At 49.5% G+C, this 18,118-nt stretch carries 19 protein-coding genes; 10 read left to right on the top strand and 9 right to left on the bottom strand.

Annotated elements, in window-relative coordinates:
- The first annotated feature begins 7 nt into the window (after positions 1-7).
- From mrdB to lipA, 6 genes are all read left to right on the top strand, one after another.
- Entirely contained in the window at positions 8-1,120 is a 1,113-nt protein-coding gene (mrdB, locus tag JK216_RS05710) for a peptidoglycan glycosyltransferase MrdB (protein WP_212708442.1), read from the top strand.
- A 10-nt stretch (positions 1,121-1,130) separates the two neighbouring features.
- Positions 1,131-2,249, top strand: a complete 1,119-nt coding sequence (gene rlpA / locus JK216_RS05705) for an endolytic peptidoglycan transglycosylase RlpA (RefSeq protein ID WP_212711097.1) — start codon at positions 1,131-1,133, stop codon at positions 2,247-2,249.
- 120 nt (positions 2,250-2,369) lie between these two features.
- Positions 2,370-3,581: a D-alanyl-D-alanine carboxypeptidase DacA gene (gene dacA, locus JK216_RS05700; protein ID WP_212708420.1), complete on the top strand. Its 1,212-nt coding sequence runs from the start codon at positions 2,370-2,372 to the stop codon at positions 3,579-3,581.
- Positions 3,582-3,673: 92 nt separating this feature from the next.
- Positions 3,674-3,937 carry a DUF493 family protein YbeD gene (gene ybeD, locus JK216_RS05695; RefSeq protein WP_212708421.1) on the top strand — a complete coding sequence of 88 codons (264 nt, stop codon included), beginning with the start codon at positions 3,674-3,676 and terminating at the stop codon, positions 3,935-3,937.
- A gap of 83 nt (positions 3,938-4,020) precedes the next feature.
- Positions 4,021-4,677 (top strand): lipoyl(octanoyl) transferase LipB, encoded by a 657-nt coding sequence (gene lipB / locus JK216_RS05690; RefSeq protein WP_212711096.1) that lies wholly within the window; start codon positions 4,021-4,023, stop codon positions 4,675-4,677.
- 139 nt (positions 4,678-4,816) lie between these two features.
- Positions 4,817-5,782 (top strand): lipoyl synthase, encoded by a 966-nt coding sequence (gene lipA / locus JK216_RS05685; protein WP_212708423.1) that lies wholly within the window; start codon positions 4,817-4,819, stop codon positions 5,780-5,782.
- 158 nt (positions 5,783-5,940) lie between these two features.
- On the opposite strand, the gene tatE is transcribed toward lipA, so the two are convergent.
- From tatE to JK216_RS05665, 4 genes are all read right to left on the bottom strand, one after another.
- Complete coding sequence (gene tatE, locus JK216_RS05680; RefSeq protein ID WP_212708424.1) at positions 5,941-6,159, bottom strand: twin-arginine translocase subunit TatE; 219 nt, start codon at positions 6,157-6,159, stop codon at positions 5,941-5,943.
- Between the two features lie 254 nt (positions 6,160-6,413).
- Positions 6,414-6,623, bottom strand: a complete 210-nt coding sequence (gene cspE / locus JK216_RS05675) for a transcription antiterminator/RNA stability regulator CspE (RefSeq protein ID WP_038019505.1) — start codon at positions 6,621-6,623, stop codon at positions 6,414-6,416.
- Between the two features lie 149 nt (positions 6,624-6,772).
- Entirely contained in the window at positions 6,773-7,312 is a 540-nt protein-coding gene (gene pagP / locus JK216_RS05670) for a lipid IV(A) palmitoyltransferase PagP (protein WP_249212920.1), read from the bottom strand.
- Between the two features lie 349 nt (positions 7,313-7,661).
- Entirely contained in the window at positions 7,662-7,982 is a 321-nt protein-coding gene (locus JK216_RS05665) for a YnfA family protein (protein ID WP_349290158.1), read from the bottom strand.
- 282 nt (positions 7,983-8,264) lie between these two features.
- Between JK216_RS05665 and JK216_RS05660 the strand changes: the two genes are divergently transcribed.
- Positions 8,265-9,218 (top strand): aldo/keto reductase, encoded by a 954-nt coding sequence (locus JK216_RS05660; RefSeq protein WP_212708426.1) that lies wholly within the window; start codon positions 8,265-8,267, stop codon positions 9,216-9,218.
- A gap of 242 nt (positions 9,219-9,460) precedes the next feature.
- Positions 9,461-9,880, top strand: coding sequence for a DoxX family protein (locus JK216_RS05655; RefSeq protein ID WP_212708427.1), 420 nt, complete (start codon positions 9,461-9,463; stop codon positions 9,878-9,880).
- Positions 9,881-9,998: 118 nt separating this feature from the next.
- On the opposite strand, the gene JK216_RS05650 is transcribed toward JK216_RS05655, so the two are convergent.
- A complete protein-coding gene (locus JK216_RS05650) occupies positions 9,999-10,397 on the bottom strand; it encodes a helix-turn-helix domain-containing protein (protein ID WP_212711094.1) in 399 nt (132 codons plus the stop codon).
- Positions 10,398-10,530: 133 nt separating this feature from the next.
- Here JK216_RS05650 and JK216_RS05645 point away from each other — a divergent pair, with 133 nt between their 5' ends.
- Positions 10,531-11,592, top strand: a complete 1,062-nt coding sequence (locus JK216_RS05645; protein ID WP_212711093.1) for an NAD(P)-dependent alcohol dehydrogenase — start codon at positions 10,531-10,533, stop codon at positions 11,590-11,592.
- Between the two features lie 44 nt (positions 11,593-11,636).
- Here JK216_RS05645 and JK216_RS05640 read toward each other — a convergent pair whose 3' ends face one another.
- Both JK216_RS05640 and JK216_RS05635 read right to left on the bottom strand, forming a co-directional pair.
- Positions 11,637-12,641 carry an ABC transporter substrate-binding protein gene (locus JK216_RS05640; RefSeq protein WP_212708444.1) on the bottom strand — a complete coding sequence of 335 codons (1,005 nt, stop codon included), beginning with the start codon at positions 12,639-12,641 and terminating at the stop codon, positions 11,637-11,639.
- A 26-nt stretch (positions 12,642-12,667) separates the two neighbouring features.
- Positions 12,668-14,776, bottom strand: a complete 2,109-nt coding sequence (locus tag JK216_RS05635) for a TonB-dependent siderophore receptor (protein WP_212708430.1) — start codon at positions 14,774-14,776, stop codon at positions 12,668-12,670.
- Positions 14,777-15,040: 264 nt separating this feature from the next.
- Here JK216_RS05635 and JK216_RS05630 point away from each other — a divergent pair, with 264 nt between their 5' ends.
- Positions 15,041-15,340, top strand: coding sequence for a hypothetical protein (locus JK216_RS05630; RefSeq protein ID WP_212708431.1), 300 nt, complete (start codon positions 15,041-15,043; stop codon positions 15,338-15,340).
- 366 nt (positions 15,341-15,706) lie between these two features.
- Here JK216_RS05630 and JK216_RS05625 read toward each other — a convergent pair whose 3' ends face one another.
- Both JK216_RS05625 and JK216_RS05620 read right to left on the bottom strand, forming a co-directional pair.
- Positions 15,707-16,570: a sugar phosphate isomerase/epimerase family protein gene (locus JK216_RS05625; protein ID WP_249212907.1), complete on the bottom strand. Its 864-nt coding sequence runs from the start codon at positions 16,568-16,570 to the stop codon at positions 15,707-15,709.
- Positions 16,571-16,785: 215 nt separating this feature from the next.
- Positions 16,786-17,823: an NAD(P)-dependent alcohol dehydrogenase gene (locus tag JK216_RS05620; protein ID WP_349290157.1), complete on the bottom strand. Its 1,038-nt coding sequence runs from the start codon at positions 17,821-17,823 to the stop codon at positions 16,786-16,788.
- Positions 17,824-18,118 lie beyond the last annotated feature (295 nt).

The following is an 18,118-nucleotide window of genomic DNA, read 5'->3' as shown; positions in this document are numbered from 1 at the left end:
TATGTCCCTGAGTCGTAGTCCTCAGAAACGGTCAATATGGACCCGCATCCATATTGACCCTCTGTTTGTACTGATAATTTTTGCCCTGCTCACCTATAGCGGATTTGTTATCTGGAGTGCCAGCGGTCAGGATCCGGGCATGATGGAACGTAAGCTGGGCCAGATTGCGATGGGTGTCACCCTGATGCTGGTACTGGCCCAGGTACCGCCACGGGTTTATGAAAGCTGGGCACCCTATCTGTATATACTCAGTATTGTACTGCTGGTGGCCGTGGATGCTTTCGGTCATATCAGTAAAGGTGCCCAGCGCTGGCTGGATCTCGGCTTTGTGCGTTTTCAGCCCTCTGAAATTGCGAAAATAGCAGTACCGTTAATGGTCGCGCGGTTTATTAACCGTGATGTCTGCCCGCCGACCCTGAAAAATACCGCTATTGCATTAATATTAATCTTCCTGCCTACCCTGCTGGTGGCCGCACAGCCTGACCTGGGGACCGCTATCCTGATTGCTGCTTCAGGACTGTTTGTCCTGTTCTTATCCGGTATGAGCTGGAAACTTATCGGTATTGCCGTGGTGCTGGTGGCCGCTTTTATTCCGATCCTGTGGTTTTTCCTGATGCATGGATACCAGCGTGACCGTGTAATGATGTTGCTTAACCCGGAAAGTGATCCCCTCGGTGCCGGTTATCATATTATTCAGTCTAAAATTGCTATCGGATCCGGCGGATTTGAAGGTAAAGGCTGGCTGCATGGTACCCAGTCACAGCTGGAGTTTTTGCCGGAACGCCATACTGACTTTATCTTTGCGGTACTGGCAGAAGAACTGGGTCTGGTTGGCGTACTGGCGTTACTGGCGCTGTATCTGCTATTAATTATGCGCGGACTGGTAATTGCGGCCAAAGCCCAGACAACCTTTGGCCGTGTGCTGGCCGGCGGTATTATGCTGATATTATTTGTCTATGTATTTGTTAATATTGGTATGGTAAGCGGTATTTTACCGGTGGTAGGAGTTCCGCTACCGTTGATCAGTTATGGTGGCTCAGCACTGATCGTATTAATGGCTGGATTCGGCATTGTGATGTCGATCCATACTCATCGAAAAATGTTATCAAAAAGCGTTTAAGAGGCGATACATGCGTAAGGAATGGCTGATCTGTATTGGACTGACATCGTTAGTATTGGCGGGATGTTCCGTCGACCAGCAACAGCAATATACCGCCCCTGCTCAGCCCGCCTGGACCGGGCCGGTGGTGGAAATTCCCGGTATCCCGCCTAAATATGAGCCGCTGATCGCTTCAGCGAATCAGAATTATACAGTCAACGGTGTCAGCTACCGTGTCGTCACGGATACGTCAAACTTCAGCCAGATCGGATTGGCAAGTTCTTATGGTCAGGAGTCTGCAGGCAATACCACGGCTTCCGGTGAGAAATTCGACCCGAATGCCTATACCGCAGCGTCCCCTTACCTGCCCATTCCGAGCTATGCACGTGTCACCAATCTGGCGGATGGTCGTCAGCTGGTGGTACGGATTAATGACCGCGGTCCTTTTGTTGCAGGAAGAATCATCGATTTGTCTTCTGCATCCGCAGGGCGACTGAATATTTCCAATAATACACAGGTTCGTGTAGATGCTATTACTGTCGCTCCCGATGGTACCTTATCCGGACCGGGAACCAACGGGACCAGAGTGGCTATACAAAGTTATGACTTACCGGCCAGACCAAACCTGGACAGCACTGATATGGCCCCGACACCGGCTATACAAAGCAGTAACAGTACCGCTTTACCAGCCACGGCCCCGTCAGTTACTGGTACCTCTCATGTTATGCCGATAGCCAATAGCAGCTTGCAAAGTAGTAACAGTATGGGTGCCCCGCTACACAGTAACGGTTTTCTTGGTGCGCCACAGCCGTTAGCCAGCGGCGTACTGGAGCCTGTAACCCCGGCGGCAACCCCACCCGCGCCGGCAGCAGCAGCTATTGCAGCCCCGGCCGCAAAAACACCGGCGTCCTCCGCGAGTAAAAGTCACGGCTTTGTCGTCCAGGTCGCGGCACTCAATGATGCACAGCGTGCCAGACAGTTAGAGCAGAAGCTGAGCCAGCGTTTTGGCGTTAACGCACATACTGAAGTCGTTAACGGGAACACCTACCGTGTACAACTGGGAGGTTATGCCGATCGCAAGGAAGCCGCCGCGTTACAGCAGCGATTATCAGGTGAAAAAATAAACTCATTTATTACTACTGCACCGTAATTTTCCCTTCTGTTTTGCGCTAAAGCATAAACTTAAGTAAAGCAGGATGCCTGTTACAAGGGCATCCTGTTATAGTTTGTGACAAATAATACCTGTCCCATGGATGAAGTTACTCTAAAGATGAAGAGAAATTCCCCTTTGCACTTCCTGACCAAATTCAGTTCTGCCTCTCTGGTTGCATTGATTATCAGTCATTCTGCAATGGCTGATGATGTCAATCTGCAAACCATGATCCCCGGCGTCCCTGATATTGATGCCGAAGCCTACATCCTGATTGATTATAATTCAGGCACAGTACTGGCAGAAAAAAATGCAGATAACCGCCGCGACCCGGCAAGCCTCACCAAAATGATGACCAGTTATGTGATTGGTCAGGCGCTCAAAGCCGGTAAAATCCATCAGGATGATATGGTGACTGTCGGCCAGGATGCCTGGGCAACCGGCAATCCGGTATTCAAAGGGTCTTCATTAATGTTTCTTAAACCCGGAGATCGGGTCCCGGTGTCTAAACTGACACGGGGGATTGTACTGCAATCCGGGAATGATGCCTGCGTTGCAATGGCCGATTATGTCGCCGGTAGTCAGGACGCCTTTGTCGGTCTGATGAATAACTATGTCAGCGCTCTGGGATTAAAAAACACTCACTTCAAAACCGTCCATGGGCTGGATGCTGATGGCCAGTATAGTTCAGCACGGGATATGGCCCTGATCGGTCAGGCCTTAATCCGCGACGTGCCTGACGAATACGCAATCTACAAAGAAAAAGAGTTCACCTTTAATAATATTCGCCAGACTAACCGTAACGGTCTGTTGTGGGATACCAGCCTGAACGTTGATGGCATTAAAACCGGCCATACTAATGCCGCCGGTTATAATCTGGTAGCCTCTGCGACCGAAGGAAAAATGCGGCTGATTTCTGCAGTGCTCGGTGGGCATACTTATAAAGGCCGCGAAACGGAAAGTAAGAAATTACTGACCTGGGGCTTCCGCTTTTTTGAAACCGTTTCTCCTCTGAAAGCCGGTAAAGACTTTGCCTCTGAGCCCGTATGGTTTGGTGACACGGACAATGTGCAGCTGGGGGTGGATAAAGACGTGTATCTGACGGTTCCCCGCGGCAGGGCAAAAGATTTGAAAGCCAGTTATATTCTGAGCAATACCGAACTGCATGCACCGCTGCAGAAAAACCAGCAGATTGGGACTATCAACTTCCAGCTGGACGGAAAAATCATTGCCCGGCAGCCACTGGTGGTGCTGAATGATGTTAAAGAAGGTGGTTTCTTTAGCCGGATTATCGATTATATTAAACTGAAATTTCATCACTGGATGGGATAGCTGTCAGGGTTGAAATATTCTTAATCATCCCCACATAGTAAAGCATTACTCTGCCCCTGAATCTTCGGGGGCATCTTTTTTACGGAGTCACTATGAAAACCAAACTGAATGAATTGCTCGAATTTCCAACCCCGTTTACCTATAAAGTGATGGGTCTGGCACAGCCCGGGCTGGTTGATCAGGTGATTGAAGTGGTACAACGCCATGCACCGGGAGATTACTCACCCGATGTAAAACCGAGCAGCAAAGGCAATTATCACTCAGTTTCTATTACCATTAATGCCACCCATATCGAACAGGTTGAGGCTCTTTATGAAGAGCTGGGCAACATCGAAATTGTTCGTATGGTGCTGTAACTCTGGCTGCCGGGTACCGGCAGGTATTCAGCCTGCCCGCCCGGCGCTATACTGCGTTTTTCAGCGGCTACCGGATACTCCCCTTGTCTGATCAATCTCTTATTATCCGTCAGTTAGGATTACGTGACTGGCATACGGTTTCTCAGGCGATGCATCAGTTTACTGATCAGCGTACTGCCGATACTGCCGACGAACTCTGGCTGGTACAACACCCTGCGGTATTTACTCAGGGCCAGGCCGGTAAACCCGAACACCTGCTCGACCCCGGCGATATTCCGGTCATGCAAAGTGACCGCGGAGGACAAGTGACTTTCCATGGTCCCGGGCAACAGATCCTCTATGTACTGGTTGATATCCGCCGTCGTAAGCTGGGTGTACGTCAGCTGGTCACGGCAATTGAGCAAACAGTGATCGCGACCCTGGCCGACTTCTCTGTCTCAGGCAGGGCCCGCGATGATGCACCGGGCGTCTATGTCGATGCTAAAAAAATCTGTTCTCTGGGACTACGGATCCGTAAAGGCTGTTCATTCCACGGGCTGGCTTTAAACGTGGATATGGACCTCTCTCCTTTTCTGCGGATCAACCCCTGCGGGTATCCGGGGATGGAAATGACCAGGCTGGCAGACCTGACAGACAGCCGCCTGATGCCGGAAACCCCTCAGCGACTGATTAAACATTTTACGGAACAACTTCCGTACACAGATATTAGTTATCAACACCAGCAGACACTGCCTGACTGATTTTTAATTTACAAATATGTAACTTTTACAGAACCGGAAAGCTGCCCGTCAGCAGGCAAAATGATATACTTTTTTCATTGTTACAAAATTAGTTGAATACAGGCTGCCTGTAGACAATCAGCAAACGGAACCCGCAGAAATGAGTAAACCTGTCCAGATAGAACGCGGTGTCAAATATCGTGATGCCGATAAAATGGCATTGATCCCGGTAAAAACAGTCGTCAGTGAACGCCAGGAGTTGCTGCGTAAACCTGAATGGATGAGAATCAAGCTTCCTGCAGACTCCAGCCGGATTCAGGGAATTAAAGCCGCTATGCGCAAAAATGGCCTGCATTCTGTCTGTGAAGAAGCCTCCTGCCCGAACCTGGCCGAATGTTTTAATCACGGCACGGCAACCTTTATGATCCTCGGTGCTATCTGTACCCGCCGCTGCCCGTTTTGTGATGTCGCCCACGGGCGTCCGCTGGCCCCGGACGCCGCAGAACCGGGCAAGCTGGCACAGGCCATTGCTGATATGGGACTACGCTACGTCGTTATCACCTCCGTTGACCGGGATGATCTGCGTGATGGCGGAGCACAACACTTTGCTGACTGTATCACGGCTATCCGTGAAAAAAGTCCGGCGATCAAAATAGAAACACTGGTACCGGATTTCCGAGGTCGTATGGATCGTGCACTGGATATTCTGACCCGCACGCCGCCGGATGTTTTCAACCATAACCTGGAGAACGTACCACGAATCTACCGCCAGGTAAGACCGGGAGCGGATTACCAATGGTCCCTGACCCTGCTGGAAAAATTTAAGCAATCGCACCCTGATATTCCGACCAAGTCGGGGCTGATGGTGGGTCTGGGTGAAACTAACGCTGAAATTATCGAGGTGATGCGCGATTTACGCCGTCACGGTGTCACCATGCTGACCCTGGGACAGTATTTGCAGCCAAGCCGCCATCACCTGCCGGTTCAGCGCTATGTCAGCCCGGCGGAGTTTGATGAAATGAAACAGGAAGCGATGGCAATGGGATTCACCCATGCGGCCTGTGGCCCGTTCGTACGTTCCTCGTATCATGCCGATATGCAGGCCAAAGGTATCGAAGTTAAATAACCGGAAATCGTCAGAGACGGTCTGCAGGACTGTCTCTTTCAGGCCGGGTTTATCTCCTGCCCTGCGGCTGGCTTTCACCAAAAAACAAAAAACCAGACAGTCTGACTATCTGGTTTTTACTGACAATAAATACGTATATTTATTGCAGGGGCACATCATTACTCTTTATGAGTAACACGTTCAGCAGGAATCTCTTCCGCTTCACTCTTAGTTGCAGCTGGTTTAGCCGCGGCTGAATCATCATCTTTCATGGCTTTTTTAAAGCCCTTAATTGCGCTACCCAGGTCACCGCCTAATGAGCGTAATTTATTGGTGCCAAAAAGCAATACGATAAGAGCACCAATGATCAGCAGTTTTGCAATACTGATACCTTCCATAATATACCTTTAAACCTCAGCGAAGATCGTTACATCTACATTAATACGCAAAGCCGAGTATAACACAAAACAATTCTGTAACAGACTACGAATAGCACTAATCAGCCGGAAATACGCCATCCCGGAGCTGGCCGGCGATAACGGGCAGCAGGCACTTTCAGCAGGTGAAAAAAAATACGGATATTGGTTAACAAAAAAATAACAGGCAATAAAAAACCCGCCATAAGGCGGGTTTTAGAGATTCTGACTGAAAATTACAGGCTGATAACGTTAGCAGCAGATGGGCCTTTAGCACCGTCAGTAATTTCAAACTCTACACGCTGACCTTCAGCCAGAGTTTTGAAGCCATTGCTCACGATAGCAGAGAAGTGTACGAATACATCTTTGCTGCCATCTTCAGGAGTAATGAAACCGAATCCTTTAGATTCATTAAACCACTTAACGTTACCTTTAATCTTGGACATCTTATTACCTTTACATGAAAAATGGACACTAAACTGTGTCGGCACCTAGTACATCAATTGCGGTGCAATTTGTCCAGCACCATTTTAAGAAAAAGTGATAAATATCTAAATTTCATCACAACAGGGCATTTTTTGCACAAGGATTATGCTTAAAACTGGATACGTAACCATGCGAAGTAAACGTTTCCGTTGTTATGGGTTCCCGGGATATAGGTCATCTGAAAATTTGCCGGACCGTAGCCGATGGAAGCCAGTGGCAGGACCAGAGGGATAGGCAGATAATTCCAGTTATCACGCAAAGTGACTCCGGCGGTATACCCTGCTCCCACATGAAAACGCTGATCACTGAACGGCCGCCAGGTTGCTTCCCAGCCATAACCACCGATGGGTTCCCATTTATTAAAGGAATCTTTAAATGCCATCAGATAAATGCCCTGCCAGTTGCCTTTTTCATCGTAACGGGAGATCCCTCCCCCTGCCCCCCACGGCCTTTCGTTATAACGGTCGATATGCTCGCGGTCATAGGCCAGGCGGTTGTGCCAGGTAATTGCCGGCACATACAAATCCACCGTCTGTGGTGAGTTCCATGTTTCGGCCACATTACCGGTGAAAGTATCCCAGGTTTGGGATATTTGCTGTCCGATATCTGCAGCCTGAGTGACAGGGGCGCTCAGTACTCCGGCCAGCATGATGGCCCATTGTTTAGATTTCATCGTATACACTACATTAACCTGCCAGTTAAAAATTGCTAAATACCGGTAAACCGGCCTGACTCCGCCAGTTTCCGGGCAGTCAGGGTATAACGTCCTGCCAGAAATACCCTGAATAACCAGCATCCTCACTCTGCTGACTGTATCTTCGCCGGAAAGTAAAACATCGCTGCTGTGATTAATAACAGGCGACATTTCTTAAATAACCTTCGCTGACAAATACATAAGTATTATTTTAGATAAATTTCAAAAAAAATCCTGCTCTCAGAGAAAAAACCCCGGGAGTTAACTGGCCCGCGCTCATACAGCCGGTCACCGGCCGGTTATTTCAGGACGGCTGACAGACAATAATAACCATACCTGCCAGTGCCACTATACCTCCGGTAATATCCCAGCGCGTCAGTGCAACACCATCCACCAGCGCCAGCCACGCCAGTGCCACACAAATATACACGCCACCATAAGCGGCATAAGTCCGCCCTGCCGCAGCCGGATGGAATGTCAGTAACCAGGCAAAAATCACCAGACTTGCTGCCCCGGGCACTAACAGCCAGTGACTTCGCTGTTCACGCAGCACCAGATAAGGCAGATAACATCCGGCAATTTCGGCCAGGGCTGTCAATATAAACAACAACCCGGTTTTGACTATTAACATACTTGCTTCCTGTCTGTGAGGTTACGGGACCCCGTGAATTACCGGCACAAATGCTGCACCGGCTGTCCGACGGTTTTTGCTATGCTTAAAAAGATTATCTGTATTCGCGGCACAACCCGCGGGCACCGCGCAGGGATGATTCTACCCTGACAGTCCGCTGAGGTATATTCCGCTGTACACAGACGCCCTTTGCCGCTGTGAGTATCACAGTTTCACCCGATGGCAGGCTGCACAGGGCTTCCCTGTCTTTATTTTACTCTCAGGAGAGCATCAGAAATGACTAAACGGCTTCTTGGTCAGACAGATTTATCCATCACCCCGCTGGTGTTTGGCGGTAATGTCTTTGGCTGGACGATTGATGAGCCTGCCAGTTTCAGAATACTGGATGCTTTTGTTGATCACGGTTTTGACAGTATTGACACTGCTGATGTTTACTCTCTCTGGGCAGAGGGTAACCAGGGCGGGGAATCTGAAACCATAATCGGACGCTGGCTGAAGTCCCGCCCGGGGCGTCGCGAACAGATAAAATTATTCACTAAGGTTGGTGCCGATTTAGGTATTGAAGGCCACAAAGGCCTCTCCCGTAAATGGATTATCCGGGCTGTTGAGGACTCACTGCGCCGCTTAAATACAGATTATATTGACCTTTATTTCTCCCACTGGCCGGATCCCGCCACACCTTATGAAGAAACGCTGGAAGCATATAAAACACTGCTGGCCGAAGGTAAAATCCGTGCTATCGGTGCCTCAAATCTCGATGCAACACAGCTGACAGACGCCCTGAACGTGGCAGCACAGCATGCGCTTCCTGCTTATCAGGTGCTGCAGCCGGAATATAACTTATATGACCGTAACAGCTTTGACGGTCCGCTGCGTGACCTTTGTATTAAAAAGAATATCGGCGTAGTCACCTATTACAGTCTGGCTTCCGGGTTTCTTACCGGAAAATACCGTAAAGAGAGCGATTTACAGCAAAGCAAACGCGGAGCCGGCATCAGCAAATATCTTAATCCGCGCGGATTCAGAATTGTCGGGGCATTGGCAGAAGTTGCAGAAGCACAGCAGGCGACCTCTGCGGAAGTTGCCCTGGCATGGTTAATTGCCCGTGAAGGTGTCACCGCCCCGATTGCCAGTGCAACCAGCGTCCCCCAGGTTGAAAGTTTTGCCAGAGCACTTCAGCTTTCCCTGACCCCGCAGCAACTGACGTTACTGGATACCGTCAGTCAGTAATAAGCGACTCTCCCGTCAGGGGTCTGAGGGCCCCTGATACGCTGCCAGCACACACCTTCGTTACTCCGGCCCCCCCCTTCAGGCCCGCAATGGTCCTTACCCGATTATGACAGGATAATTTTCATACTAAGTGCTAATTTTATAACTATCGCTCTAATTTTTTGATGTTTTTATTCAAAAAATACCGGTGATGTTTTGCGTCTTTTTCACGTACTTTACGTTTTTTCAAAGGGGATTTTTTTATGAATAAGCTGATTGCTGGTTTTGATCGTGTAGTTGATCATCCTGACTTCGCAAAATTATTGTTACGCCTGGTGTTTGGTTTCCTGATGCTGTTCCACGGCAGCTTTAAACTGATGAACGGTGTTGAATGGATCAAACCGATGCTGTCTGCCCATGGCCTGCCTGGCTTTGTGGCTTACGGTGCCTATATCGGGGAAGTTATTGCACCGGTATTGATTATTCTGGGGGTCTGGACCCGGCTGGCCGGCCTGGTTTATGCCATCAACCTGGTCTTCGCCGTGGCACTGGTTGCCGGTGGCAACTTCTTCAAAACCACTGATGTCGGCGCATGGGCGCTGGAAACCGAAGCACTCTATTTCTTCGGTGGCATATTTATCATGTTACTGGGTGCGGGTAAATACAGCCTTTCCCGTCAATAAGTCCGGTCTGTAGTCTCACAGCTGCCCGCCGGACTGTCAGCGCGGGCAGTATTACTGCCTGAAACACTTGTTATATTTCGCTGCCTGCATCCGTCAGGCAGCCTTTTAACTTCACCGGCTATTGGCCGGCAGTATTGTCATGGTGACGTTGCAGGTTTTCCGACATTTCATCCAGCGCCTGCTGATTATCAAGACCCCACAGATAAAGCTGTTCTATAGGCTCAGCCAGAGTTCTGCCCAGCGGCGTTAATGAATACTCGACTTTAGGAGGTATCACCTCAAAAACCTGGCGGTGAATCAACCCGCGAACTTCAAGCTCTTTCAACGTCTGAAATAACATTTTTTTAGAAATCCCCTGCAGACTGCGCTGTAGCTCTCCGGTCCTCGCCGCTGGCTGTGGCCAGTGCCACAGGGCATGTAACACCATACTGCTCCATTTTACAGAAAACAGATCCATCAGCCGCCTCGGGCCTGAGTCTGCATAGAAAAATACTTTATCACCTGCCCATTGAGGCATACGCTTCACTCCGTCACTGCGCCTGGTCACCAAATGGTAACTACTACCATTAAAAGAACCCTTTATCTATAGTGTGCAGCTTATTTCCTCTGCCAAAGGGCTCCCGGTTGCTGCCCCGAAAAAAAGGTATTATATGCAAGTTAAAGGTCTTATTGCCCGTCACCCTGATACTCCGCTGACCAGCGGCCAGTTCTCCCTTCGTCCGTTGCAGGCTGGCGATGTCAGTATCGATATTCTTTATTGCGGGGTCTGTCATTCGGATCTGCATATGGCGCGTAACGAATGGGGGGTTAGTCACTATCCGCTGGTGCCGGGCCACGAAATTGTCGGTCGTGTCCGGGAAACCGGGGCTGCCGTCAGCCGTTATCAGCCCGGCGATATTGTCGGTGTCGGGGTGATGGTGGATTCCTGTGGTGACTGTCAGTTCTGCCAGCAGCATGAAGAGCAGTATTGTGAACAAGGATTTACCCCGACATATAACGGTACCGATCGTTATACGGGGAAAACCACTCTGGGTGGCTATGCACAACAAATTATCGTTGACCAGAATTTTGTGGTGTCAGTACCGGATAATCTGCCACTACATGGGGTAGCCCCCTTGCTCTGTGCCGGTGTTACGGTCTGGTCACCACTGATGCATTACAACCTGCAACCCGGCCAGAAAGTCGGGATTATCGGGCTGGGGGGACTGGGCCATATGGCGGTAAAACTCGCCAGTGCCCTGGGGGCGGAAGTGACATTATTCACCACATCTCCGGCGAAAGGTGAAGATGCTCTGCGGCTGGGGGCCCGCCGTGTGGTCATCTCAGGCGATGCGCAGCAGATGGCAGATTGTGCACAGCAGTTGGATTTGATTCTGGATTGTGTCGCGGCTCCTCATTCACTGGACCCGTACCTGAGCACCCTGAAGACCAATGGCCGGCTGGTACTGGTTGGCATTCCGGATAATCCTCACCCGGGCCCGGAGGTAACGCCGATGGTTTTCCGCCGGCTGAGTGTCAGCGGAACATCGATTGGCAGTATTGCCGAAACCCAGCAAGTGCTTGATTTTTGCGGAAAACATAACATTATTGCCGATGTGGAAGTGATTGGCGGCGAAGGGATAGAAGAAGCTTTCAGCCGCATGCTGGCGGGGCAAATCAAATATCGCTTTGTGATTGATATGCAGCGCACTCACTGGGATTTCTCTGCCTGATAAGCGATCCGCTCAGCCATTATTCTGGCTGAGCGGACCGCCCTTTACTCCGGAGGCTGCGCATTCAGAATACGTTCAGCCTGAGCAGCAGTCAGCGGATAGTCAAAGAAGCGCTGATAAAAGTCACGCGTTTGCCTTACCATATTGATACCGGGGAACAAATCCGGATGCAGCAGTTGCGCTGCCCACTGGATCTGCAACGCGGTTTCGGTACCATAGCGATCCCAGGGAAAGACACCTGACGGATTACGGACAACATGCTGCTGTTTAACCGCCCGTAGCTGGCTGAACAGGGACTGATACGGTGACTGTTGCAGGGTACCCGCGGCGGCATCAAGGATAATATAATCCGGTTGCCATGCCAGTACCTGTTCGGGCGTAATCTGTTTCATATTACCCTCAATATTCCCGGCGACATTCCGGCCTCCCGCCAGGGTAATCCAGGTATCAATCAGAGTATTCCGGCCATCAACCTTCAGCGGATGCAATGACTGAATATGTAATACGGTCGGACGTTGCTGCAGCGTCAGCCGGTCCGTTTTACTGCGGATAACAGCAATTTGCTGCTCCAGATACCGGTTATACGCTTCGGCACGCTGACGGGCTTGTCTGGTGCCCACCACCTGTGCTGTCGTCAGTAATGAACGCTCCATGGAAGGAAAATCGTCAAAATTCATCATTAAAACCGGAATCCCCGCCTGACGGTAACCCGCCGCCGCCGGATCATTCTTTGGTACAAAAACCACATCTGCATGGCGTAATACTAATGCCTCACTGGAAAACTCATGACCCGGCGTCTGTAATGCCTGAAACAGTGAAGGCTGGATTTTAAACATCCACGGACGATCCTGTGGATGATTAACGGTTGCCACAATACGACCTCCGGCACCTAAGGTCATCAGTAATGAATGATGAGCAAACCAGCCATCTGCAATACGTGTCGCATGATCAGCAACAGTCACCTGCCGGCCCGTATCATCAGTCACCGTCTGTGTGGCTCCGTAAGGGCTGACAGCCAACAGACTAAGCAACAGGGTTGCCAAAGCCAGGCGTTTTCCCGGCGCTCTGAGCGTTATCAAAATACCACCTGCATTGATACTTCGGCCATCCGCGGTTCACCAGGCTGTGCACTGGCATACCCCGCGCCCGTATAACCATTCAGCCCGCCGGGCACAATATTCGTCCAGTAATGGCGGTTGGTCAGGTTAGTCACATCCAGCCGGAAAGTTGTTGACTGAGCAAATAACCGGGTTTTCCACGAAACACCTGCATCAGCAGTGGTATAACTGCCGGTCCATGTAGCATTGGTATTATCGGTACTTCGTCTTCCCATATAACGCAGGCCCGCATGTACTTCTGTGCCCGCCAGGGCCGGCAAATCATAAGACGCGAATAAGCTGGCCGTGTAACGTGACAGTCCGACAACCTGCTTATTATCAGTGGCGGTACTGGCAGTATTTCTCAGGCGAGGATCCAGCCAGCTCATACCACCGTAAATATGCAGATTGTCCGTCGCATCGCCTGTCGCCATCAGTTCAAGGCCACGGTTGCGCTGCTCGCCGTCCAGTGCATAAACACCGCTGCTATTGGTATATGCAAAGGGCCGCTTAATCTGAAATACCGCCGCCGTAAGTAACATTCTTCCGACAGCCAGTTTACTGCCAGCCTCGGCCTGCTTGCTTCGATAAGGCGCCAGAATATTTCCGGCATTGGATGCCCCGGCCGGGGCCGTATCACCCTGTTGCAGACTGTCCGCATAAGTCAGATACAGTGTCAGGAGATCAACGGGTTTATACAGCACACTGGCTGAACCACTGAAACCATGGTCAGAAGAGTCACTGGTCCGGAGACCACTTTTATTATAATTAGAGGTTGCCAGCTGGCTTTCACTGCCTGCCAGAACAGTGCTCCACTGTGGCGAAAAAATCAGCGTATCACTAAGTAATAACGCTGTCTGAGTGGTACTGGCAGAGTGATAGCGTTTGGTAAAATCCGGGTAGTCAGGTTCGGTGAAGGACTGAGGATCAGACAGGGAAGCGCTTCCCAGTGTCTGAGTGCTGCCGTTAACCGGATTATAATTTTTCCACGAGAACCCACGGATACCGGCAGAAACCTTATGTCTCAGCACGCCGGTATCAATTTCGCCGCTCAGGTTTGCCAGATAACTGTTAATTGTAAAACGGCTGGCCGTATTACTGGACGTGGTGGTGGTATAATGCCCGGCATTATCTGTCAGAGTATTAGTGACCGCTGTAGACTCACGATCGGCTATCTGACGCAGCACACCAATTTCTCCCAGCCAGTTACCGTCAAAATCATGTTTCAGATGCATGCCAGCGGTCAGGGTATGGTTGTTATCCCCGGCATATGACTGACCAAGATGCGCCGTACGCGGATTCAGGGGCGAAGGAAATGACACACCTTTTGCCAGCGCAAATTTACCTGCTAATCCTTTATCGTAATAATGGTAGTCACTGAAATTACTTTCCAGCAGAGTATGATCCGTCAGATTTGCATCCAGAGCCAGGCTGAACAGCTGGCGACGAATTTTGCTGCCTTTCACATAACCATTACCTTCATCATCAAGAAGATTAGCCCGGTAGCGAACTCTGTCAGAGCTGCTCAGCGGGCCACTAAAATCTCCGGCCAGTTTGTGCGTCAGGCCGCTGCCACTGCCTGCGGTTAATGAGTGATAAGGCGTGTCGGTTCCGCGTTTTGAAACAAAGTTAAATAATCCTGCCGGGTTTGCGGGACCGTATAAAGACCCGGCCAGACCGTTAAGGACTTCAATATGATCAAACTGTTCTGCTGAGTAATCGGTCGTCGAGACGACATTTAACCCGTCAATCATGCTGTTCTGTACCACACTGCCCTGCATACCACGGGTCTGGGGTCTGGCACCCTCTCCCTGCACCGAAGGCATATAACGATATAACTGAGATACACTTTTTAACTGCTGCGCATTCATCATCGACGCTGACAAGGCCTGCACCGACCATGGGGTATCTTTAATACTGGTGTTTCCCGGGTTACCAAGAGTTGCCTGCTGCTGAGTGGCATCGGTATTCGCTGATTTTGCCTGTACCACCAGCGTTTGCGGAGACACCGGTACTGCCACAGATGAAAAACTTGCCAGCAGAGATAAATATAACAAGCTGTTGCGCCCTTTACATTCCTGAACCATCGACATTATCCATTGAAAGATTGTTATTTTTTTTAATTGATTCCGGGCTGGCCGGAGGTTGCCGGTCCGCGGGGGAAGAAGAAAAATATAACGTTATGTAGTTTTTTATATAACGAATAAATAAAAAAAAACGTTTCAGAATGTTTATCAGACGGCAGTCACAATTGTCGGGATATCGAAAAACAGGTAAGGGATACGCAAAAAGGATTGAAGCTAAAGACCCGTGTCACGGATGCTGTAACGGATCTTACATTCAGGAGAAATATGATGAAAAAGCTGACGATTTACCTTTCTGTCCCCCTGTTACTGGTATCAGCATTGTCTGCGGCAGCCACGGCATCCCCGCCTGATGACCATGGGCCCTTCCCTGCGCCGGGCATGCACAGCGAGCGACCACCTCTGCCCATGCCCGTATATGCAGTCACCGAAACTACATCAGCGCCGGTCGACACGCTGAAAAATCTCGTCGCGCAGCTGCCGCAGGCTGACGCCGGTAAGTATCAGGTGCGTATTGAAATATTACCACTGCCTGCCAAACCGCTGATACAAGGCCCTGAGCATTAATCTGTCGCTCCCGCAGATAGTTACCGCAATTCAGCCACGGCTACAACATCAGGATACTGCTTCAGCAATCACCCGCCCGGCACAGGGCGGGTCAGTCACAAGACTTCCCGCCTGCCCGCTCAGAATAAGACAACAGCCATCGCAGATTACCCTGACATAATGGCGGCCTTCAGAGAAAACGACTTTTTTAATTCTGCTGACCAGGGCGACACGATGTACAGGATTACCGGGGGGCTGACGGACAGAGATATAATGCTGACAATCACACACTCAGGAATCAGGTAAAACAAGCCTGTGCTGGCTATAACCAGACTCCGGCCGGAGATGCTGAACTCAGCACAGAAAACTATAAAAAAACTGTCCGGCTTATGTGGCCGGATGGTTACTGTCGAGAACAGCGATTAACGAACGAAAAGCCGCTCTGGCAACCTGCTGCGGATCCTGAGATTTCAGATGATCATTAAAGACTTCTAATCCTATCGGTCCCTGATAATCCTGTGCGGAAAGATAGTCGATCAGCGTTTTCAGGGGGAACACACCCTCACCCGGTAACAATCGTTCATGACGGGCAATACTGGTCAGATGTTGCCGTTCCGGTATATTTTCGGCATCGGATAGCTGGACCAGAAATATTTTATCCATCGGGATACCCTGCAGATCAGCAGATGTTCTTTGTAACGCGAAAATATGGAATGCATCAATCACCAGCCCCAGGGCTGGTGAATCAATTTCCCGTAAAATAGCCATTGCCCGGGGAAGCGTATTAATAAAAGTACTCCAGCTCATTGCTTCATACGCAATACGCAGACCCCGTTGCTCTGCCTGTGCCACCAGCCAGCATAAATCCGGCAGGATCTGCTGCTGCTGACATGCAGCATCGGTATTCGCTGGCACCAGTACAGTACCAGCACCAAGACGTACCGCAGTATCCAGGATGTCCAGTGCCTCCCTGCGCTTATTATCACGCTGCGACTCCGCGGCCCCGTCAAAATCCAGCAGTACCTGATAGTCGGTCAGTGACAGGTTAAGTTCTGTCAGTTTCTGTTTTACCTGATCGGCATCCCCCTCCGCTCTCCGGATATCCTGTTGCCATAATTCGACTTGCATAAAACCAGCATCTGCCGCCGCCTGCAATTTCTGTCCGGTCGACCCGCCAAGTAAAATAGTGTTAATAAACAATGTATTTTCAGAAAACACCGTATCTCCTCCGCAGGATATCGTTTTACTCATACAATATTGCCGATAAAATACAAACCACCGACAGTACTTCATCCATAACTATAGCAGGCTTATTAACTGGCACTGGAAGGGAATATACCGCTCCGGAACGGACGGTGGGCGAAAAGTCATTTTATTGCCGGGTCAGGTGCTCACCTGAATGAGCACCTTTAATATGGTAGCCGTTACACAGAATGACTGACAGGCACTCTGACAGAATATTCCGTTTATTTCAGTGTAGACATATCCACAACAAAACGATATTTCACATCCCCTTTTTTAAGACGTGAAAAAGCGTCATTAATCCGGGCCACATTCACCAGTTCAATATCAGCAGTGATATTATGCTTCGCACAAAAATCCAGCATCTCCTGTGTTTCATGGATACCGCCAATATTAGATCCTGCAAAGCTGCGGCGTCCTTTGACAACATTAAAGGCTGCTATCTCTATAGGTTCAGCGGGTAAACCTACCAGTACCACACTACCATCAATCGCGAGTAGTTTAAGATATTGGTTAACATCATGACTTGCTGAAACAGTATCAATAATTAAATCAATTTTACCCGCATATCGCTTCATCTGCTCAGTATCAGTCGTAAGCACGGCATCATCAGCACCAAGCCGTTTCGCATCAGCAACCTTTTGCTCTGAGGTTGTTAAAACAACGACTTCTGCAGCTAATGCTTTAGCGATACGAATCGCCACATGCCCCAGCCCGCCAATCCCCAGTATACCCACGACTTTTCCGGGACCTGCCTGCCAGTGCTTAAGTGGCGAATATACTGTAATACCAGCACATAACAGTGGTGCTGCTGCAGCCATATCCTCAAAATGGGGCATTTTCAGGGTATAGCTTTCTTTACAGACATAAGTCTGAGCAAAACCACCATATGTCATCCCTCCCAGATATTTATCGGGTGTATTAAAGGACAAAACAGTACCGTGTTCACAAAACTGCTGCAGATCACGTTCACAAGCAGGGCAACTACCGCAGGAATCCACGATACAACCCACAGCAGCATAATCTCCGGGTTTAAAGTGAGTTACGCTGGCACCAACAGAAATCACCCGGCCTACAATTTCATGTCCGGGAACCATCGGAAAAACTGATGCACCAAAATCATTATCAATCTGATGAAGATCAGAATGACAGATACCACAATACATGATTTCAATTTCTACATCATCAGCGAGTAAACCACGACGCCTGATTGAAAACTCTCTAAGCGGACTTTTTTCAGCTTTAGCACCAACGGCTTTCACAGACTTAATCATAATATCTCCGGCATCATCAGGTTATTACTTTTTAAATTAGCAAGCCCTGTTTCTGTTGGGTATACCTGCAAATAGATTAGCCTTATTAGTTTCACTCATAAATATATTATGTATTTATTGTTTACCCCTGACACTGATGGCTGATATTGTATTTATTCATCGCCCAGAAAATCTGATGCAGTGAGCGATAGACTGGTATCTAACACCGCAGTTTTACACGTAAAATTTCTCACCCTGAATTTCGAAAAATATAATTATCCATATAACCCAAAAGGCGAAAATT

The organism is Tatumella sp. JGM94, from assembly GCF_018257595.1.
Taxonomy (GTDB): Bacteria; Pseudomonadota; Gammaproteobacteria; order Enterobacterales; family Enterobacteriaceae; genus Tatumella; species Tatumella punctata.
This window is presented reverse-complemented; position numbering and strand designations above follow the sequence as displayed.

Coding starts and splice junctions, on each gene's coding strand:
- rlpA (WP_212711097.1), top strand. CDS start 1,131: ATGCGTAAGGAATGGCTGATCTGTATTGGACTGACATCGTTAGTATTG.
- dacA (WP_212708420.1), top strand. CDS start 2,370: ATGAAGAGAAATTCCCCTTTGCACTTCCTGACCAAATTCAGTTCTGCC.
- ybeD (WP_212708421.1), top strand. CDS start 3,674: ATGAAAACCAAACTGAATGAATTGCTCGAATTTCCAACCCCGTTTACC.
- lipA (WP_212708423.1), top strand. CDS start 4,817: ATGAGTAAACCTGTCCAGATAGAACGCGGTGTCAAATATCGTGATGCC.
- tatE (WP_212708424.1), bottom strand. CDS start 6,159: ATGGAAGGTATCAGTATTGCAAAACTGCTGATCATTGGTGCTCTTATC.
- cspE (WP_038019505.1), bottom strand. CDS start 6,623: ATGTCCAAGATTAAAGGTAACGTTAAGTGGTTTAATGAATCTAAAGGA.
- pagP (WP_249212920.1), bottom strand. CDS start 7,312: ATGCTGGCCGGAGTACTGAGCGCCCCTGTCACTCAGGCTGCAGATATC.
- JK216_RS05660 (WP_212708426.1), top strand. CDS start 8,265: ATGACTAAACGGCTTCTTGGTCAGACAGATTTATCCATCACCCCGCTG.
- JK216_RS05655 (WP_212708427.1), top strand. CDS start 9,461: ATGAATAAGCTGATTGCTGGTTTTGATCGTGTAGTTGATCATCCTGAC.
- JK216_RS05650 (WP_212711094.1), bottom strand. CDS start 10,397: ATGCCTCAATGGGCAGGTGATAAAGTATTTTTCTATGCAGACTCAGGC.
- JK216_RS05645 (WP_212711093.1), top strand. CDS start 10,531: ATGCAAGTTAAAGGTCTTATTGCCCGTCACCCTGATACTCCGCTGACC.
- JK216_RS05635 (WP_212708430.1), bottom strand. CDS start 14,776: ATGGTTCAGGAATGTAAAGGGCGCAACAGCTTGTTATATTTATCTCTG.
- JK216_RS05630 (WP_212708431.1), top strand. CDS start 15,041: ATGATGAAAAAGCTGACGATTTACCTTTCTGTCCCCCTGTTACTGGTA.
- JK216_RS05625 (WP_249212907.1), bottom strand. CDS start 16,570: ATGAGTAAAACGATATCCTGCGGAGGAGATACGGTGTTTTCTGAAAAT.